Annotated in this window: 14 protein-coding genes; 13 read left to right on the top strand and 1 reads right to left on the bottom strand. The window is 46.2% G+C overall.

What is annotated here, in order from left to right:
* The first annotated feature begins 104 nt into the window (after positions 1–104).
* The 3 genes from AC1DPK_RS14520 to AC1DPK_RS14530 all read left to right on the top strand — a co-directional run bounded on the left by AC1DPK_RS14520 (position 105) and on the right by AC1DPK_RS14530 (position 3559).
* Complete coding sequence (locus AC1DPK_RS14520; RefSeq protein WP_477510753.1) at positions 105–1100, top strand: N-acetylglucosamine kinase; 996 nt, start codon at positions 105–107, stop codon at positions 1098–1100.
* The gene (locus tag AC1DPK_RS14525) at positions 1085–2389 is read left to right on the top strand and encodes a 6-phospho-beta-glucosidase (RefSeq protein WP_477510754.1); all 1305 of its coding nucleotides are present in this window, start codon (positions 1085–1087) and stop codon (positions 2387–2389) included. Before AC1DPK_RS14520 ends, AC1DPK_RS14525 begins: the two co-directional genes overlap by 16 nt.
* 183 nt (positions 2390–2572) lie before the next feature.
* The gene (locus AC1DPK_RS14530; RefSeq protein WP_477510755.1) at positions 2573–3559 is read left to right on the top strand and encodes an oxidoreductase; all 987 of its coding nucleotides are present in this window, start codon (positions 2573–2575) and stop codon (positions 3557–3559) included.
* A gap of 52 nt (positions 3560–3611) precedes the next feature.
* Here the strand turns inward: AC1DPK_RS14530 and AC1DPK_RS14535 are convergent, their stop codons facing one another.
* Positions 3612–4034 carry a DUF4395 domain-containing protein gene (locus AC1DPK_RS14535; protein ID WP_477510756.1) on the bottom strand — a complete coding sequence of 141 codons (423 nt, stop codon included), beginning with the start codon at positions 4032–4034 and terminating at the stop codon, positions 3612–3614.
* 202 nt (positions 4035–4236) lie between these two features.
* Between AC1DPK_RS14535 and AC1DPK_RS14540 the strand changes: the two genes are divergently transcribed.
* The 10 genes from AC1DPK_RS14540 to AC1DPK_RS14585 all read left to right on the top strand — a co-directional run bounded on the left by AC1DPK_RS14540 (position 4237) and on the right by AC1DPK_RS14585 (position 17868).
* Positions 4237–6852, top strand: coding sequence for an SLC13 family permease (locus tag AC1DPK_RS14540; RefSeq protein ID WP_477510757.1), 2616 nt, complete (start codon positions 4237–4239; stop codon positions 6850–6852).
* A gap of 26 nt (positions 6853–6878) precedes the next feature.
* Positions 6879–8642: a CHASE2 domain-containing protein gene (locus AC1DPK_RS14545; RefSeq protein ID WP_477510758.1), complete on the top strand. Its 1764-nt coding sequence runs from the start codon at positions 6879–6881 to the stop codon at positions 8640–8642.
* Entirely contained in the window at positions 8639–10996 is a 2358-nt protein-coding gene (locus AC1DPK_RS14550; protein WP_477510759.1) for a FecR family protein, read from the top strand. Before AC1DPK_RS14545 ends, AC1DPK_RS14550 begins: the two co-directional genes overlap by 4 nt.
* 20 nt (positions 10997–11016) lie before the next feature.
* Positions 11017–12480 carry a stalk domain-containing protein gene (locus AC1DPK_RS14555; RefSeq protein ID WP_477510760.1) on the top strand — a complete coding sequence of 488 codons (1464 nt, stop codon included), beginning with the start codon at positions 11017–11019 and terminating at the stop codon, positions 12478–12480.
* A 41-nt stretch (positions 12481–12521) separates the two neighbouring features.
* Positions 12522–13343 carry a class I SAM-dependent methyltransferase gene (locus tag AC1DPK_RS14560; protein ID WP_477510761.1) on the top strand — a complete coding sequence of 274 codons (822 nt, stop codon included), beginning with the start codon at positions 12522–12524 and terminating at the stop codon, positions 13341–13343.
* Between the two features lie 144 nt (positions 13344–13487).
* Positions 13488–14087, top strand: a complete 600-nt coding sequence (locus tag AC1DPK_RS14565; RefSeq protein ID WP_477510762.1) for a TetR/AcrR family transcriptional regulator — start codon at positions 13488–13490, stop codon at positions 14085–14087.
* A 230-nt stretch (positions 14088–14317) separates the two neighbouring features.
* Complete coding sequence (locus tag AC1DPK_RS14570) at positions 14318–15094, top strand: ABC transporter ATP-binding protein (protein ID WP_339206328.1); 777 nt, start codon at positions 14318–14320, stop codon at positions 15092–15094.
* A gap of 47 nt (positions 15095–15141) precedes the next feature.
* On the top strand, positions 15142–16167 hold the full coding sequence (locus AC1DPK_RS14575; RefSeq protein WP_477510763.1) for an aliphatic sulfonate ABC transporter substrate-binding protein: 1026 nt from the start codon (positions 15142–15144) through the stop codon (positions 16165–16167).
* Between the two features lie 79 nt (positions 16168–16246).
* Entirely contained in the window at positions 16247–17047 is an 801-nt protein-coding gene (locus AC1DPK_RS14580; RefSeq protein WP_477510788.1) for an ABC transporter permease, read from the top strand.
* Entirely contained in the window at positions 17047–17868 is an 822-nt protein-coding gene (locus AC1DPK_RS14585; RefSeq protein ID WP_430055801.1) for an ABC transporter permease, read from the top strand. The genes AC1DPK_RS14580 and AC1DPK_RS14585 overlap by 1 nt, the downstream gene beginning before the upstream one ends.
* The last annotated feature ends 32 nt before the right edge of the window (positions 17869–17900 follow it).

The raw sequence follows: 17900 nt of genomic DNA on the forward strand, positions 1-17900 counted from the left end.
TGGAGGCTATATTCTCTATTGTTCATGCTTAAGCGATTAGTTTGCATGCATGGCGAGAAGAGAATAGCCTCCAAAACCAAGTATTCGCATGGGAGAGAATATAATTGACATATTATTTGGGTGTGGATGGTGGAGGCAGTAAAACGATCGCTGTTGTATGTGACGAAATGGGGAGGGTTGTGGGCGCTAGTGAGAGCGGCTGCGGCAATCATCAATTAGGAGTAGAACTTGCTAGAAGCAATATTCAGGCTGCTGTTATCCATGCCATGATGCATGCAAAGGTAACACAGGAGCAGATTGCGTATGCAGTATTTGGTTTGGCGGGAGCAGATCGCGAAGCTGACTTTGAAATATTAAGGCCGATGATCGCGAAGCTTGGGTTTGAAAACTACGAGATCGTTTGCGATACGGTAATCGGTCTGAGAGCCGGTACGAAGCAGCCGGATGGGGTTGTTGTCATATGCGGCAGCGGGACAAACAGCTTTGGCGTTAATCGCCATGGCGAGAGCTTGCAATGCGGCGGATTCGGTTATGCTTTCGGTGATTTTGGCGGAGGAAGCTTGCTGGCAGTGGAAGTTTTTCGTTCAGTTATACGCTCATGGGAGGGCAGAGGGCAAGCTACCTTGCTTACGGATCTGACCCTTGAACAACTAGGCTACGACACCGTTGAAAATATGTTCCACGACTACTTGAATCAGGGCAGGATGATTCCTCACCAGCTTGCGAAGCTGCTGTTTGAAGCGGCGGAGCAAAAGGATGAGGTAGCTTGCAGCATTCTGAAGAGGCAGGGTGAGGAGCTTGGCATGACGGCGAGTGCTGTCATTTCGAAGCTGAATATGAATCATGATGTATTTGATCTCGTTATGGTTGGCAGTGTGCTAACCCGCGGCGACAGCCGCTACGTTGCGCCTTATTTGGAGGAGCATGTGAAACGGGCAGCTCCAAATTGCAGCTTGACCGTGTTGACGATGGAGCCTGTGGCAGGCGCGATTTTATTAGCTATGGATAAAACGACTTCTTCTATTGAAGAGTCTGTATATGCTTGTTTACAACAATGTTTATCAGTGAAGGAGGCGCAAGCAGAATGGGTGATCGATTAAAGGTAGTCGTTATTGGCGGAGGATCTTCTTATACGCCAGAGTTGATTGAAGGTTTTATATTAAATTATGCGACCTTTCCTGTGACGGAAATTGTGCTGGTAGACATACCGGAGGGACGGAATAAGCTGGCTATTGTCGGTCAGCTTGCCAAACGCATGATTGAGAAATCAGGCTTGCCTATTAAGCTGGATTTGACGCTGGATCGACGCTCGGTGCTGGCGGATGCTGACTTTGTAACGACGCAAATGCGTGTCGGCCGATTGGAAGCGCGCGGCTGGGATGAGTCTATTCCGCTCAAATACAATATGATTGGGCAGGAGACGACGGGTGCAGGCGGGATGATGAAGGCTCTGCGCACCATTCCTGTTCTTCTTGAAATTTGTAAGGATATGGAGGAGCTTTGCCCAGATGCATGGCTGCTTAATTTTACGAACCCGGCCGGCATGGTTACAGAGGCTATCCATAAGCATTCACGCATCAAATCAATTGGGCTATGCAACTCTCCAATAGCAGCATATAAATGGCTGTCATCGTTGTACCAAGTACCGGTAGAGCAAATCCAATGCGAATTCGCTGGGCTTAATCACCTGCACTGGATTAGCTCTATTACAGTTAATGGTGAATCCAAACTGGATGAGCTCTTGAATAACCAAGACGGGTACTCCGCCAAAAACGTACCTCAATACGCTTGGAATGGCAGTTTACTTCGTTCATTGCGAGCAATCCCATCCTATTATTTAAAATATTTTTATTTGCAGCGCGAAATCTTGGCCGAGCAGCAAGCAGCGGCTGCCAAAGGTGAAACGCGGGCGGAGACGGTTCAGCGGCTTGAGGATGAGCTGTTCGAAATTTACAAGGACCCGAATCTGTCGGAAAAACCAAAGCAGCTTGAACAGCGCGGGGGTGCTTATTATTCGGAGGCGGCTGTAAAGCTGATGAACTCGCTGTATAACGACAGCGGTGATATTCAAACGTTAAACGTGCCAAATCAAGGGGTGCTGGACTTTCTGCCGGATGACGCTTGTATTGAAGTCAACTGTGTCGTTACGAAGGAAGGTCCAATTCCGCAGCCTGTAGCTATTGTGCCAGCGGCAGCGAAAGGACTCATTCATGCTGTGAAAGTGTATGAGCAGCTGGCTATTGAGGCAGCTGTATCCGGCAATAGGGATACGGCATTGCTGGCACTCGCGCATCACCCGCTCGTTGATTCAACGAATGACGCGCAGCGTATGCTGGATGAAATGCTGGAGCAGAACAAAGCGTATTTGCCGCAGTTTTTTGCAGAGTAAGCAGAATATAAATGAACGAAGACGTCTTCGCCGATTAGGGTGAGAGACGTCTTTTTTTGCGCTTAGTAAGCTCAGTCGCAATCGCCCGCAATAACTGTTACATTAGAATTAAAATATGAGTTAGGCATAGGTTCCGTATAATTTCAGCTTGTTTATAAGCTTATATAATGGAGGGTTGCGTATATGTCATCTTTTAAGGCGCTTGTGATTAACAAAGTAGAAAATGAGATTATCGCAAACACGCAGCAGTTGGACTTAAATGATTTGCCGCAGGGTGAATTGCTTATTAAGGTTGCGTATTCCAGTGTGAATTACAAAGATGCGTTAGCTTGTTTGCCTAAAGGCGGTATTGTAAAAAGCTATCCTTTTGTACCGGGCATTGATTTGGCAGGCACGGTTGTATCAAGTGAAGATGAGAGATTCCAAGAGGGCGACGAAATTGTGGTCACGGGATTTGGGCTCGGCGTCAATCATTTCGGCGGTTTTAGCGAATATGCCCGTGTGCCTGCGGAATGGGCGATCAAGCTGCCACAAGGTTTGTCGATGAAGGAAGCCATGATACTGGGGACGGCAGGTTTTACTGCGGCTTTGTCCGTATATGAGCTTGTGCAAAATGGCATTCGGCCAGAGGATGGTCCTATTCTCATTACTGGTGCAACTGGAGGAGTAGGCAGTATTGCTGCTGCAATTGCGGCGAAGCTTGGATATGAGGTGGCAGCGAGTACGGGGAAACTGGATAAGCAGCAGTATTTGCTTGATTTAGGCGTGAAGCGAATTCTGCCAAGAGAAGAGCTTCTATCTGGTTCCAAGCAGCCTCTGGACAAGCAGATATGGGCAGGAGCTATTGATTGTGTGGGCGGGGAGACATTAACCGCGGTGCTGTCTCAATTAAAATATGGCGGCGCCGTAGCGGCGAGCGGTTTGACAGGTGGAGCGGGCCTTTCGCTGACAGTATACCCATTCATCATAAGAGGAGTGCGGCTGATCGGTATTGATTCCGTCATGGCAGGGATGGAGATTCGCAGCAAAATATGGGCGCTATTGGCTGATGCCTATAAGCCAAGTATGCTGGGCGAACTATTCTCGGAAATTGGCCTGAATCAGGTGAGCGACCAGGTAGCTACTCTCTTGAATGGGCAAGCCAAAGGCAGAGCCATTGTAAAGCTATAATGATACAAAAGAGCAATTGCCCTCATGCGGGCAATTGCTCTTTTTTTTAAAGCTAACCGCGTTTTAATCTCCGTGCGCGGAATTGCTTGTATTGAAAATAGATCGTGCAGCCGATGCAAAAGCCGAGAATGGCGGCTAGAGCAGCAGCTCCCATCATTCCAGCAAATATATAACCAGCTATAGTCCAGCCAAGCGTAAAGCTAAGCAGCGAGAAGGTGAGGAAACCTACACCTAGGGAGTTGTTGAAGCGCTGCAGCTCAGCTGCTTCTGTTTGTGCGGAAGAAATTCGACCGTTTAGGAAAGGGCGAGCCGCAATAATGAATAAATTAGCTTTGGGACCGAAGATAAGTCCAATTATTTGAATAATCCAAAGTGCTGCAATAAGCCAAGGCAACTGCAGGCCTATCGCAAGAAGCAGTACGGCAACGATACCGACTTGGTTACTTCGAACAAATGGAATGGGAATCTCCTTCATTATAAAAACCAACTTTCCGTATTGGATTTATATAATTTAATAGTAGATAATTTAAGCTCGTTTGGCAATAACCAAATGATTAATCGATCAAAAATATTATTAAATGACAACTTTCGATAACTACCAATTTTTTTCAATATTCATATATAATAGATTAATAATACTAAAGAACTAATTTCTTTGATAAGAGGTAGATAGATTAGTGAAGCTCACAGGTATCGATATGTTTAAAGGGCTCTCTAATGTAGAGCTTGCGAAGCTGCTGGGGATGCTTGATAAACAACAGATTCCTGCGGGAACGAGGTTGTTCCATCAAGGCGAGCATGGCGATCAAATGTTCATCATAGAAAGCGGCACGATTGAGCTATTCTCAAAAACGGATGACAGCGTTCGGCGTTCGCTTGCCGTGCTTGGGCCAGGCGAGGTTTTTGGTGAAATGGCTCTGCTTACTGGGGAAGCGCGGTCTGCTGAGGCCGTAGCTGCGGAGGATGCTGTACTGCATATCATTGACAGCAGGATGTTTGATCGCCTTGTTGCTGAGAATGCAATTTTCTCATCCTATTTCATCAAGCTGCTTTCGCAACGATTGATCGCAACGAATGCGAAGCTTCAAGCATCTAAGAAAACGGAATCCGAGCGAATTACGTATGAGCTTGGACAATTGCGCGAGCTATCGGCTCGTTTTCTGCAGTGGTGCGCACATGTTCCTCTTATTAGCAGAGGGCTTGTGGAGCATACCTATGGCATGACGATGCAAAGGGAGCTTTCAGAAAATCTCTTCCTTCGGGAGTGCTTTCAAGATGATCCATTAACATCGGAATGGTTGACTCTTGCAAGCGGTATCAAGCCAGTTCTTAATGATATAAGCAAGGAACGGTATGGGTACGAGGAGATGGCTGGATGGCTGGAAAAAGCGACCTCGTGGTATGTTTCTCAAGGCAACTGGGTCGCATTCATCATGATCCAAGCGGATAAAGGGAACTGGCCAGCAGCGCTAGACACGTATGCTCGCATAGAAGGAGAGGTTACGGATCATCAGCGCGCAGAGCTTTTTCGTACCATTAGCCGCTGCCCTAGAGATATACTTGCAGGAAATTACACGGTGCTGCAAACCTATCTTCCTTACTGTGAGAAAAATGCGCCGGAAATTGGGCTTGCTGTTATAGAAGCCTCTTTAAATCAGCCTAACAAATTTCAATCGCATGAGCTTTTGTTTTTGTACGAGTGCGGAACGGAGCTTAGCAGACGTGTGGGCAGAAACAATCAAGCGCTGGATTACTTGAAGCTGGCGGATGCATTAGCAAGCACTTTATCCTTCAATAAAGTTGAATTGCCGGATGCTGATCGGGCGTATGGGTTAGCCAAACAAAAGCTGGCTAGAAAACGCAGCGAGGTGCTTGTGAAAGGCGCCGGACGTTTGTTGAAGGGGAATCGTGCTGCAGAAGCAGGGGCTGTCATGGCGGCACTGCTCTGCATCATATTTTCTTTCCTATTAGATCCTATTGGCGGTTTATCTGAGGCGGGCATGCGGTTTATCGGAATTGCGCTAGCCGCAGTCATTATGTGGATTGTTCCGATTATGCCGGATTACATTGTGGCGCTTGGCATGATTATGCTGTGGGTGATGGGGGGTGTTGCCTCTCCGGAAACGGCACTCTCGGGATTTGCGTCAAGCTCGTGGCTCTTCATGATTTCTATTATGGCAATAAGTGCGGTAATAACAAAATCAGGCATTTTTTACCGCTTTGCACTCCATGCTTTAAAAAGATTTCCTGCCCATTACCGCGGACAGCTTTGGGGCATTATTGCAGGCGGGGTCCTGCTTAATCCGCTGCTTCCTTCATCCTCTGCCAAGGTATCGCTTGGCGTTCCGATGGCACAGACGCTCGCCGAATCGCTCGGCTTTGAAGAGAGGAGCAAGGGAGCCGCTGGCCTTGGGCTGATTGCTATGATTTTCTTTGGCTTTACCGCGCCTTTTGTTATGACAGGCTCATACACCAATATTATGGCTTATGGCCTTGCTTCTACAGAGCAATCGGTATCGTGGCTGCAATGGTTATTGTATGCGCTGCCGGGGTTTGTTATTTTTGGCACTGTGTTGATTATCGTATTGCTCTTTATGTTCCGTAAGATCGAGCCTGCCAAAGTTGTCACAGGCGAAGTGCTCAATGAACAGCTGAAGCTGCTTGGCCCGCTTACAAAGGATGAGCGAGTATCGCTCTGGACGATTATATGCTGCATTGGGCTTATGGTGCTTCAACCGCTTCACGGGATTGAGAGTACATGGATTATGTTGATGGGTTTTGCGGTTTTAGTTATTAGCGGCGTGCTCGATAAACAGACGGTTTCTACCGGAATAGATTGGACTTTTTTATTGTTTCTCGGGGCTGCATTTAGCTTTGCGGGCGTCGCCGAGCAGCTAGGAATTGCTGAGCTGTTATCCTCCTTTCTTGGAGAGCATATGTCTGTTTTTGTCAGCACGCCTGCCTTATTCCTTGTTGCAGTCATTCTCGTTTCCTTTATCGTTACGCTAGTCATTCGAGATGATCCAGCTGTTATTTTACTTATCACCGCTATTGTTCCTTTAGGAGAAACAGTAGGCATTCATCCTTGGGTGCTCGTGTTTGTCATATTGCTTGCAACAGATCCGTTTTTCTTTGCTTATCAGTCCCCTACCTATTTAACTGCCTATTACAGCTCGGAGGGGAAAGCGTTTACCCATCGTCAAGCCGGGAAGCTTGCACTCGGTTATGCGTTTGCGGTTCTGCTTATAGCTGTGCTCTGTGTTCCATATTGGAAGTGGCTTCATCTCATTTGACGGAAAAGAAGGGAAAGGAGGATATTATGAAAATAAAGCTTATACATATTATGGCCCTGCTTGCTGTACTGGCTATTTTCTTCTTGTATAGAGGAACATTTGATCGAATGGACTATTTTTTCCAAGATCGTTTTATGCAAAAGGAAAGCCCTGTCGAAACTCAAATTGCCATTATCGCTATTGATGATGAAAGCGTGAGTGAGTTTGGGAGCTGGCCTTGGAATCGAAATGTTCATGCTCAATTGGTTGATATGCTCTCCGAAGGAAAACCGGCAGTTATTGCGTTTGACGTCACTTTCCCTGCACCGTCGGCAGACGATCCATCATCGGATGAAGCGCTAATCAGCGCAGTGAAAAATGCGGGCAATGTCGTATTTCCCGTATATGGAACATTTGAAGCTTCAGCCAAGCAGGGCGCAATTGACGCACTTGAAATATCTGAGCCGTTCCCGGCACTTAAGGAAGCGGCAGCGGCGGTTGGACATATCAACACGATACCGGACCGCGACCACGTTGTACGCAACTCTTTATATCGTTTTATGTATGAGGGCGAGCAGGTCGAAAGCTTTTCTTGGACAATTTATAAAATGTACATGGAGCGCCTCGGCAAAAGTGTAAGTGCGGATATGCTTCCGCTTGATGCATTTGGACAGTTTCATATTCCCTATACGGAGCGGCCAGGGCAATATGAAGCGATTCCTTACGCTGCTGTACTGAACGGAGATGTGCCTGCGGAGTATTTTCAGGATCGCATTGTGCTTATTGGACCGTATGCCACGGGCTTCAAGGATGAGTACCTGACGCCATTGCAGGTGAAAAAAATGATGTACGGGGTGGAAATACACGCGAACATTATACAGGCTCTGCTCGAAAATGATCTTAAGCATGAGCTCAATTGGAAATGGAATGCGTTGATTTTGCTCCTTGCGGCTTCGCTTGCCTACTTCTTATTCCGGAAGTGGAATATGCTTATCTCGTTTTTGGCGGTTGCGGTTATTCTTGTTGCGTTTGTAGTAGGAAGCAGCTACTTGTACGGTCAGGGAATCATCATATCAATCGGCTACGTGGTGCCGCTGCTAATTATTAGTTGCATCATTGTTGTTGGGTTCCATTACGTAGAGGAATTGCTGGAGCGGCGCAGAGTGACGGATATATTCGGCAGATACGTGGCGCCTGAGGTCGTCAACCAGATTTTGAAAAATGGTGAAGAGGGCCTAAAACTGGGCGGAACGCGCCGTGAGTTAACTGTGCTTTTTGTCGATATTCGCGGCTTTACGCCTCTCTCAGAGAAGGCGGAGCCGGAGGAAATCGTTGAAATATTAAATGAATACTTGGATCTTGCCGCCAACTGCATCTTTAAATTCGAAGGTACGCTGGATAAGTTTATCGGTGATGCAGCCATGGCGATTTTCAATGCGCCGCTGCTTCTTGAAGACCATCCAATGCGAGCGGTGGAAGCGGCGTGGGCAATGAAAGAGGGCTCAGCCGCATTGGAGCGCAAGTTAATTGAACGATTTGGCTTTGGTGTGAAGTTTGGTCTTGGCATTCATACGGGGCCAGCCGTCTTCGGCAACATTGGTTCGAAGAGCAGGATGGACTACACCGCTATTGGAGACACGGTTAATACGACAGCTAGGCTGGAGAGCAACGCAAAGCCCGGACAAATAATTATGAGCGATGCGGTCTATCAGGTGGTTAAAGATCGTGTTATTGCAAACGCTCTTGGCGAGATCAAAGTAAAAGGAAAAGAACAGGGCATCTCAATCTATGAATTGGAGGGACTAAAATGAAGACGTTAAAGCTAGTTTTTGTGACTTTGCTAGTCATGGCCATTATTATGCCGACATCTGTTTTTGCGAAGGATACGGAAAAGGCGGGGAAAATAACGACCATTTCAGGCAAAGCGGAAGTGAAAAAGAGCGGCGGGTCCAAAAAATTTAATGCTTTTAAGGGAATGGCTATAACAAAAGGCGATACGATACTAACCGGCAGTGATGGGAAAGTAATGATGGACCTGGACAGCGATAAAGAAGTCGCGATTGGCACGGATACCACGCTTGTTGTAAGTGAACTGGTCAAAAGTGCAAAGGCACTGGGCGGAAAAACGAGCCTAAGCCTGCTAAAGGGGAAGGTTCTTGTCACGATTAAGAAGAAGCTTGACGGCGATTCTAGGTTTGAGATCGAGACACCAACTGCCATTATGGGCGTTATGGGGACGCAGTTTACCGTTTCGTATGAGAATAACGAGAGCTACTTGGGTGTATTTGAAGGCGCAGTAAAAACGAAGCATGGTCCAGGGCTAACGGACGAGACGACGGTTAATCCGAATGAACAGCTGCCACTGAATAAAGATGGGGCAGGAGTAAAGGAAAAGCTGAATTATCTCGATCTTCCGTTGGTCGGCCTGGAGCATTATCTTCTGCTGCTCCAAAAGGACGCCAAAGCAGATAAGGCATTAATTGAGCAAGTTAAAGCACTCATTGAAAAGAAAAAACAAGAGGAAGCGGCGGCAGCTGCAGGCGGTAGTGGAGGTTCACAATCCAACTCTACTATTGTATATGAGGACAATGCGGGAACAGGCGGCAGCAGCGGTGGAGGCGGCAACCCAGTCGTGACGCCAACGCCAACGGCGTCACCGACGCCAACACCAACGCCAACACCAACGCCAACACCAACGCCAGAACCTGTGCCGCCAACGCTAGATTTAACGATGTTTTATAATCATTTAGAATCGTATATGAAAAATGATAAAACGTTTATTTTGCCATTTACGACAACACTTGCTCTTAATGATTCTAGTGCAAATATCGTCAAATTTGAGGTGCGTCAGGATGACGCTGGTGAATTTGAAAGTCTAGATATCGTTGAGACGGTTGATATACATCCATCTGAACCTAATCAGCTGGTGGTTAAATTAAAAGAAGCTGTGCAGTACGGATCAATAATTCGTATAACGGTCTATGAAAATAAATTAAAAAATTCGGAAACCAATGATGTGCAGACGAATGAACAAGTTACAGCAAGAGGAGAAATGGAACAAGGGTTTCAATTTATAAATAACAGTGAATACCCGCCAATTGAATTTATTTTAGGGAAAACCGATTACTACACAACTATATTCTTTAGAACTTTTGGTTATGGAATGCCTGAATGGCCTTCTGAGGGGAACTCCCCGTACATCAGAATAACTAGAGTTTGCCCAATTGAAGAAACGGAGGAGTGTTACCCGTTTTTTGAATATAACCTTAGCGGTGCCTTACTATTTAGCATGACTGGTCCTGATACGGCAATGGTTATGTTAAAAGGAAATTATTTTGCCGAAGGCAATTTACAGCCTGGAGCATATCGCTTAAGTGTTTCTTTAAAAAACGGCAGTAATGGTCAGGTTGAAAACTTTCTAGAGCTTGATATTACGGTACGGGTAGCTAATCCTCCGGAGGCTTTAACCAAAGCGGCATTTATGGAGGATGAGTATACGTTAGTGCTTCCATTTACTACGAGCCTTGCTTTTGGGAATTATTTTCCAAAAGATGGTTTGATAATTTATAAATGCGACGCGGTAGAGCTTCCAGAGGGCAGAACATGTAGAAATGCGGAGCTGCCCCTCCTCAACATAACGGATATTGAGAGTGTTGCTGTTGACCAAGATAATCAAACGCAGCTCATTGTAAAGCTTAAAAATCCCATTGCATACAACTCAAATATTGATGTGTATGTAAAACCGAATGCTTGGAAGAACCCAGTTAAAGGTGATTTGCAAGAAAACGAGCAGCATTTCTCTTTAGATAGCAAAGTAACGGCCTTTCCTAGATACGTAGATTTTGAGAACAGGCCCGCTATAGTGAAGGATAAGGAGCTTTTCATCTACACACATGGTTATGAACTGGGAGAGATAATGATTAATGGAAATTTTTGCGTGGAAGAGCCATCTTGCTTTTGGTTTGAAAGTATGCCGCTAGAGAGCGATGCATATGAGCTCGAGAATGATGGTGAATATACAAAACTCATACTTAAAGGATCTTATTTCAGTATGGAACTAGCAAGAGGCGAGGGAAATATTACAATACCCATTATGAAAAAAGAGGAACAAATTGACGAGATAATTATACCCTTCCATATTATAAGGCCAATAACTATRGATTAAATATCGAAAGGAGCAATGCTATGAAAAGCAATATTAAATGGCTAGCAGCAAGCACGGCGCTTGCGACGATGCTAGTTTCGTTTCATGCAACAGCATTCGCGGCGAATGAGCAGCCAGTAGAAATAAGAGAGACGGAGAACGTCGCTAAAGTTGCCAATGTCATCGAGAAAGCAAGCCAACCTTGGGGGCTGGCTTCTGCCCCTGATGGGAGCATCATTGTTGTAGGCTCGGGCAGCAATCAGATTAGCAAATGGCAAAATGGGAAGCTTACTCCTGTTACGACAAAGACGGAAGCGGGCTATTTCGATGGGACGATTGCCAATTCAACGTTCAATCAACCGTCTTCTGCTGTAGTGAACAGCAAGGGTGTCATTTATGTAAGTGACACCGACAATCACGTTGTGCGCAGAATTGTAAACGATCGAGTATACACGGCTGCGGGCAATGGCAAGCCAGGAAATAAAGACGGCAAATTTGGCGATGCGCAGTTTAACTCCCCAACGGGACTAGCAATAGACAGCAAAGACAATGTTTATGTAGCAGACTCCCTAAACCATGTCATTCGTGTCATTACTCCCGAAGGCGTAACATCTACCTTTGCTGGAGTTGCTGGTGAAACGGGCGGATACAAGGATGGAAGCGCAGTGCARGCTTTATTCAATGAACCGATGGGGCTTGTATTCGATGATAAGGGCGGTTTATATGTAGCTGACAGCGGCAATCATCTTATTCGTTATATTTTTGATGGCAAGGTCAAGACGGTAGCTGGAAAACCGACAGCTGTCGATGCGCTTACCGGTTATATGGCAGGCGGCTATGGGAATGGCATAAGCGCTGAAGCACGGTTTAATCGGCCGCGCGGGCTGGCATTTGTCGATGGGGTTTTGTTTGTTGCAGACAGCTTGAATAACCGAATTCGTGCTCTGCAAGCGGATGGAAAAGTCATTTCAATTGCAGGTCAAGGCGCGCCTGGCGATAAAGTTGGAGAGGTTGAACAAGCGCAGTTCAATCAACCGTCTTCCTTGCTGTATTTGAGCGGAAAACTGTACGTAGCCGACACGTTAAACAATAGCGTTAAGGTGCTGGCGGTGAACCCTAAGGCTCTCAATCCTATTCGTACGAAAGAAGAGCTGATTGCAGGTACGGAGCTGCTGCCGGCGAGCAAAGATATTCAAGTATGGCTGGATAACAAGCAAGTGAAATTCACTGCTGTGCAAAAGCCTTTTAAGAGCGGAGAAAAAACATATCTTCCTGTGAGAGCTGTCTTTGGTGCATGGGGAGCGAACATAAAGTGGAATGCTGCGGCCAAGGAAGTGCAGCTTACCAAAAACAACTGGAAGCTTTCACTAAAAGTAAATGCGAAGCATACGGTTATTGTTGAAAAAGGCACTTTATACGTAGATGCACAATATTTAGCTGATGCCGCTTCATTTTTGTTTGCTTTTGATAGTGAATACAATGCTATTATTATGAGTAGTGAGTAATAAGTAGCAAAATTCCCTATCGCTGGAATGGAGGCTGTACAATGACTTTGGAAAACCGCTCGCAAAATAATGTAGACCGTTTCTCAGGCTTTCAAAACGATTACGACCAGCATCGTCCGAAAGCTCCTGCCGCAGTTGTAAATATTTTGACAAGTTATTTGGGGAGAGTGCCAAGCGTTGTGGCGGATGTTGGATGCGGAACGGGGCTGTCCTCCTTTATATGGCTCGGGAATGCGGAGCGAATTATAGGTTTTGAGCCAAATGACGATATGAGAAGCAAAGCGCTGGCTCATTTGTCTAAGCTCCCCGAGGATCAGTCAATTTCCTTCATCAAAGGGTATTCTGACCAGCTTGCTCTAGATGCTGACTGTGTTGATATTGTAACCTGCTCGCAGTCGTTTCATTGGATGGAGCCCGTCAGCACGCTCTCTGAATTCGCCCGCGTTCTGAAGCCGGAAGGTGTGTTTGCCGCCTATGATTGCGATTGGCCTCCAACGCTGCACTGGGCCGTCGAATTAGAATATAAGCAGCTTATGGATCGTTCTGAAGAGATTATTGCTGCTCATATCCCAGAGAAGGATCAAGCGAGCAAACGAAATAAGGAACAGCATTTAACTCAAATTCATAACAGTGGTCTCTTCCGTTTCTCCAAAGAAATCGTGTTCCATAACATGGAGCGCTGCGACGCAGAGCGTTATATTGGCCTGGCTATAAGCCAGGGAGGCATTCAAGCGGTCTTCAAGCTTGGCTCGAAGGCGCTGGAAGAGCAATTGCAGAGCTATCGCAGCAGTGTCGAGCGTTATTTTGCGGGAAGAACACTTGATGTCATGTTCAGCTACCGTATGCGGATAGGTGTAAAATAGAGCATTATTAGCGCTTAAATGGTGCAGGAGGCAGTCTTGTCGTGAGGACAAGGTTGCCTTCTTTTTTTATTGCTAAAATGACCGCAAAACGTATTTGCATGTATAATGCAGGTTAAGTGTGATTTATTGTAAGGAGGACTTAGCTTGTCACCTAGAAATGTAGAAAAAGATAAAATGATGCGTGAAAAAAAGATGCAGCATATTCTCGACTGTGCGCTGAAGGTTATGGCGATTAATGGTTTTCAATTAACGAGCATTCAAGATATAGCGAAAGAAGCAAAGGTTAGTGTGGGTAATGTCTATCACTACTATGCTTCGAAAGAAGAGATATTCAGCGAGGTGCTGCGCTCGGGGCAGACGAATTATGGGAAGTATGTAACCGATTTAGCGGCCATGGATATGGAACCGATCGTTAAGCTTAGGGTAATGCTTACCTCTTGGCTCTCATTGGAGACAAACTGGGCGTTTACGATTCTTATGCATACGGCAAGGTTATCCGAGTCTACTCCGCCAGACATTAAGAAGGCGATCACGGACCGTTTTACAGTAAACCTAGGCCCTGTCGCTGATATTATGAATGACGGCATACGTAGGGGAATCATCATTGATGAAGATCCCTTGCAGCTTGCTTTTTATTTTGTAAGCCTTATACAAGGCCTGACACTCCAGCGTCCGCCCGATTATGAGGTGAAGGTGGAGATGAATGTTGAGGCGATTATTCGATTATTTGAGATCAAAAAATAGCTTTTTTAGGCATGCGAAAAAAATGTTGACAAAGTTGAAATGATGCCGCAAAATAAGCAACATAACAAACCGAATGAACATTCAAATTGTAGATTGGTTTGACATATGGCGAATCGACCAGACCACTGGAGATTTAACGTTAGTTATTATACGCGTTAAGTCTTTTTATTTTACCATAATACCAAGTAATCGGGTATTAATAATGCAATATTGAATTGGAGGGGCAGCTTATGGCGGCGGAGATGCTCGTAGTACATGAACTTAATAAGACATTTGCAACACCCTCGGGAGATGTCATTGCGCTTGATCGCATTGGGCTTCAGGTGAAACAAGGGGAATTTATTACGATTATTGGACCGAGCGGCTGCGGCAAAAGCACATTGCTCAAAATTGTAGCAGGGCTCGATACCGGTTATGAAGGAACGGTATTGCTGAATGGAAAACCGATTGAAGGACCGAGCATAGAAAAAGGATTTATTTTTCAAGAACCGAGGCTATTCCCTTGGTTGACGGTGGAGAAAAATATAGCCGCAAATTTATCGCTTCGTAAGCCGGAGGTTCGTAAACGAGTAGATGAGCTCATCGAGCTTGTAAGGCTGAAGGGCTTCGAACAGTCTTATCCTCGTGAGTTATCTGGAGGCATGGCGCAGCGTGTAGCTATTGCAAGAGCGCTGCTTCGCAGTCCTGATATATTGCTGCTGGATGAGCCGTTTGGCGCATTGGATGCTTTTACTCGGTCGCATATGCAAGAGGTGCTGCTTGATATTTGGCAGAAAAACAAAACGACGATGTTGTTTGTGACACATGATTTGGATGAGGCGGTATTTCTGGGCGAGCGAGTCGTCATTATGAATCCGCGTCCGGGTCATATTCGAAAAATATTGCCGATTGATTTGCTGTATCCTCGGAAACGAGCAGGCCATGCTTTTCAAGAGATGCGGCACAAGGTGCTGGGTGAGTTTGAGAAGGTTGAGGGGCCGGAAATCGATCAAGGCGCGGATATTTAATAAACTATTTTTCACCAAAAATAAAGATCGTCGGGGAGAGAATGAAGATGAACAGATTACGCCTTCTTACGGCAGCAATTATTGTATTAGCGGTATTTATTAGCGGCTGCGCGGCTTCTGGAAATGGAAATCCAGACAAGAAAGAAACTGGCAACGCGGGCAACAAAGCAGCAAAGAGCTATGACGGAGTTACTGTAAAGATTGGATATCAGGGCAGCGGCGGCTTAATGGGCAAAGCGATTGAGGAGAAATGGTTTGAAGATGAATTTGGCAAGCTTGGCGTGAAAGTGGAGTACGCGGAATTTCAGAGCGGCCCTCCAATGACAGAGGCAATTGCTTCTAACCGTCTTGATTTCGCTGGACTTGGCAATATGCCGATTATTGCAGCACAAGCTGCGGACATTAAATTCACAGTCATTTCTCAGGCGCTCGAAGGCAAAAACAATGTCGCGATCATCGTGCCTAAAGATAGCCCGTTTCAAACGGTTGCTGACTTAAAAGGCAAGAAGGTAGCTGTTGCCAAGGGGAGCAACGCATTTAACTTCCTTTACCGCGGCCTTGAAGGTGCGGGGCTTAAAGCATCGGATTTGGAAATTATTCAACTGCAGCCGGATGAAGCGCAGCCTGCTTTTGAGACGGGGAAGGTTGATGCATGGGCGACATGGGAGCCGAACATTACGCTGAACACGCTGCAGGATAAAGCGAAGGTGCTTGCGGACGGCGAACAGCTGGGCGTGCTTTCTCCTTCCTTCAACATTGTTAGAAAACAATTTGCTGATGATTATCCTGAGCTCGTTACCCTGTATCTGAAAGTATGGAACAAAGCGCTTGCTTGGGAAAATGATAATCGTGCCGAATCAACCGAGCGTTATGCGGCAGAGCGCAAGGTGCCTGCGGCATTAATTGAAGCAATCTTCAATCGCTCCAGGACAATTAATATCCCTGTATCGGATGAAATTATTGCAGAGCAGCAAAAGACGGCAGACTTCCAGTTCGACATTAAAGTCATTCGCAAGAAAATCGACGTGTCCACCGTATTTGATAACCAATTTATTGAAGAAGCGTTGAAATAATACACTGAACAAGAGGAATGGGGCGTTTCTTATGGTTGGAGCTGGCTCAGAAAGCGCATTGCATAAGCCCATCAAAGTAATGAAGAGGCGGCCGAGGAGCCGTCTCTCTATTCAAACGGTTAATCTGCTGCTCAGTTTGCTGCTTCCAGTCGGCTTATTAGCTATCTGGCAAATTGCCGGAATGATGGGGAAGCTTAATCCAACGCTGCTGCCAACACCAGGCTTAATTGTGGAGGAATTCGTTCATTTAACTTTATCTGGTGAGCTGGTTTATCATCTCGGTATTTCAGCTCGGCGTGCGCTGCTTGGATTTTTGCTGGGCGGAGGATTAGGTTTAGCTGCGGGATTATGGGTAGGGTTCTCCTATAAGACGGAAAGGCTCATTGATCCTTCCTTGCAAATGCTTCGTACTTTGCCCCATTTGGCCGTAGCTCCGTTGTTTATTTTGTGGTTTGGCTTTGATGAGACATCTAAAGTGTTATTGATTGCAAAAGGTGCTTTTTTCCCCCTGTACGTCAATACCTTTCTTGGTATTCGTTCCGTAGATGGCAAACTGTTTGACGTTGCTCGTGTGCTGCAGTTTAGCCGCTGGCAAATGATTGCGAAGCTTGTTCTTCCGGCATCGCTTCCTAATATCTTTCTCGGCGTGCGACTTTCTATCGGCGTGGCATGGCTTGGGCTTGTTGTAGCGGAAATGATGGGTTCGAGCTCAGGGATTGGCTTTCTGATTAATGATGCGCGTTATCTCATGATTACTTCGGTTGTATTTGTAGGCATTATTATTTTTGCTGCAGTCGGTAAGCTGACGGATTCGCTTGTTAAGCTGCTTGAGAAGAGGCTGTTAAATTGGCAGGATAGCTACAAAGGAGGCAACAAGTAATGAGCGAACGAACCGCTTCGCGTGAAATGGGCGCAAAGGCAGCTGGTCGGGACTGGTTAAGCGTTATTCCAAAGCCGCTTCATGGCTGGATTGTTCCGGCTTTCATTGTGATTGTCTGGCAGGCGGTCAGCGGGCTTGGTTTGTTGTCTGAAACACTGCTGCCGGCCCCGTCAAATATTGTGAAGAGCTTTGTGTCATTGTGTGAATCGGGAGAGATGGGGAAGCATCTCGGTATTAGCATTTATCGCGCTGGTTTTGGGTTTCTACTTGGCGGAGCGCTCGGGCTGCTGCTCGGTTTATCGGCGGGTCTTGGCAAAGTGATGGAGAGGACGCTTGATCCTTCGCTGCAAATGCTGAGAACGGTGCCGCTGCTTTCCGTTATTCCATTGTTTATTTTGTGGTTCGGGATCGGAGAGTTTTCAAAGGTGCTGCTTATTGGACTTGGCGCTTTTTTTCCGGTTTATGTGAACACCTTTCTTGGTATTCGAAATACGGATGTGAAGCTGTATGAGGTTTCGCGTATTTTCCAATATACGAAGCTTCAGCAGGTAACAAAGCTTATTATACCAGCGGCCTTGCCGAATATTTTATTGGGCGTACGGCTATCGCTTGGCGCTTCATGGCTGCTGCTTGTTGTTGCAGAAATGATGGGGACGAGTGCAGGTATCGGTTATATGATTCAGGATGCAAGAGCATACTCGCAAACGGAAATTGTTTTTGTAGGCATTATTTTGTTCGCTGTATTTGGCAAGTTGTCGGATTCGGCCATTCGGCTGCTAGAAACCAAATGGCTTCGCTGGCGAGATACGTATAAAGGATGACAAAATGAATCGTTTGGAGAGGCGGTTAACGG

The sequence above is a fragment of the Paenibacillus sp. 01T424 genome (assembly GCF_056398745.1).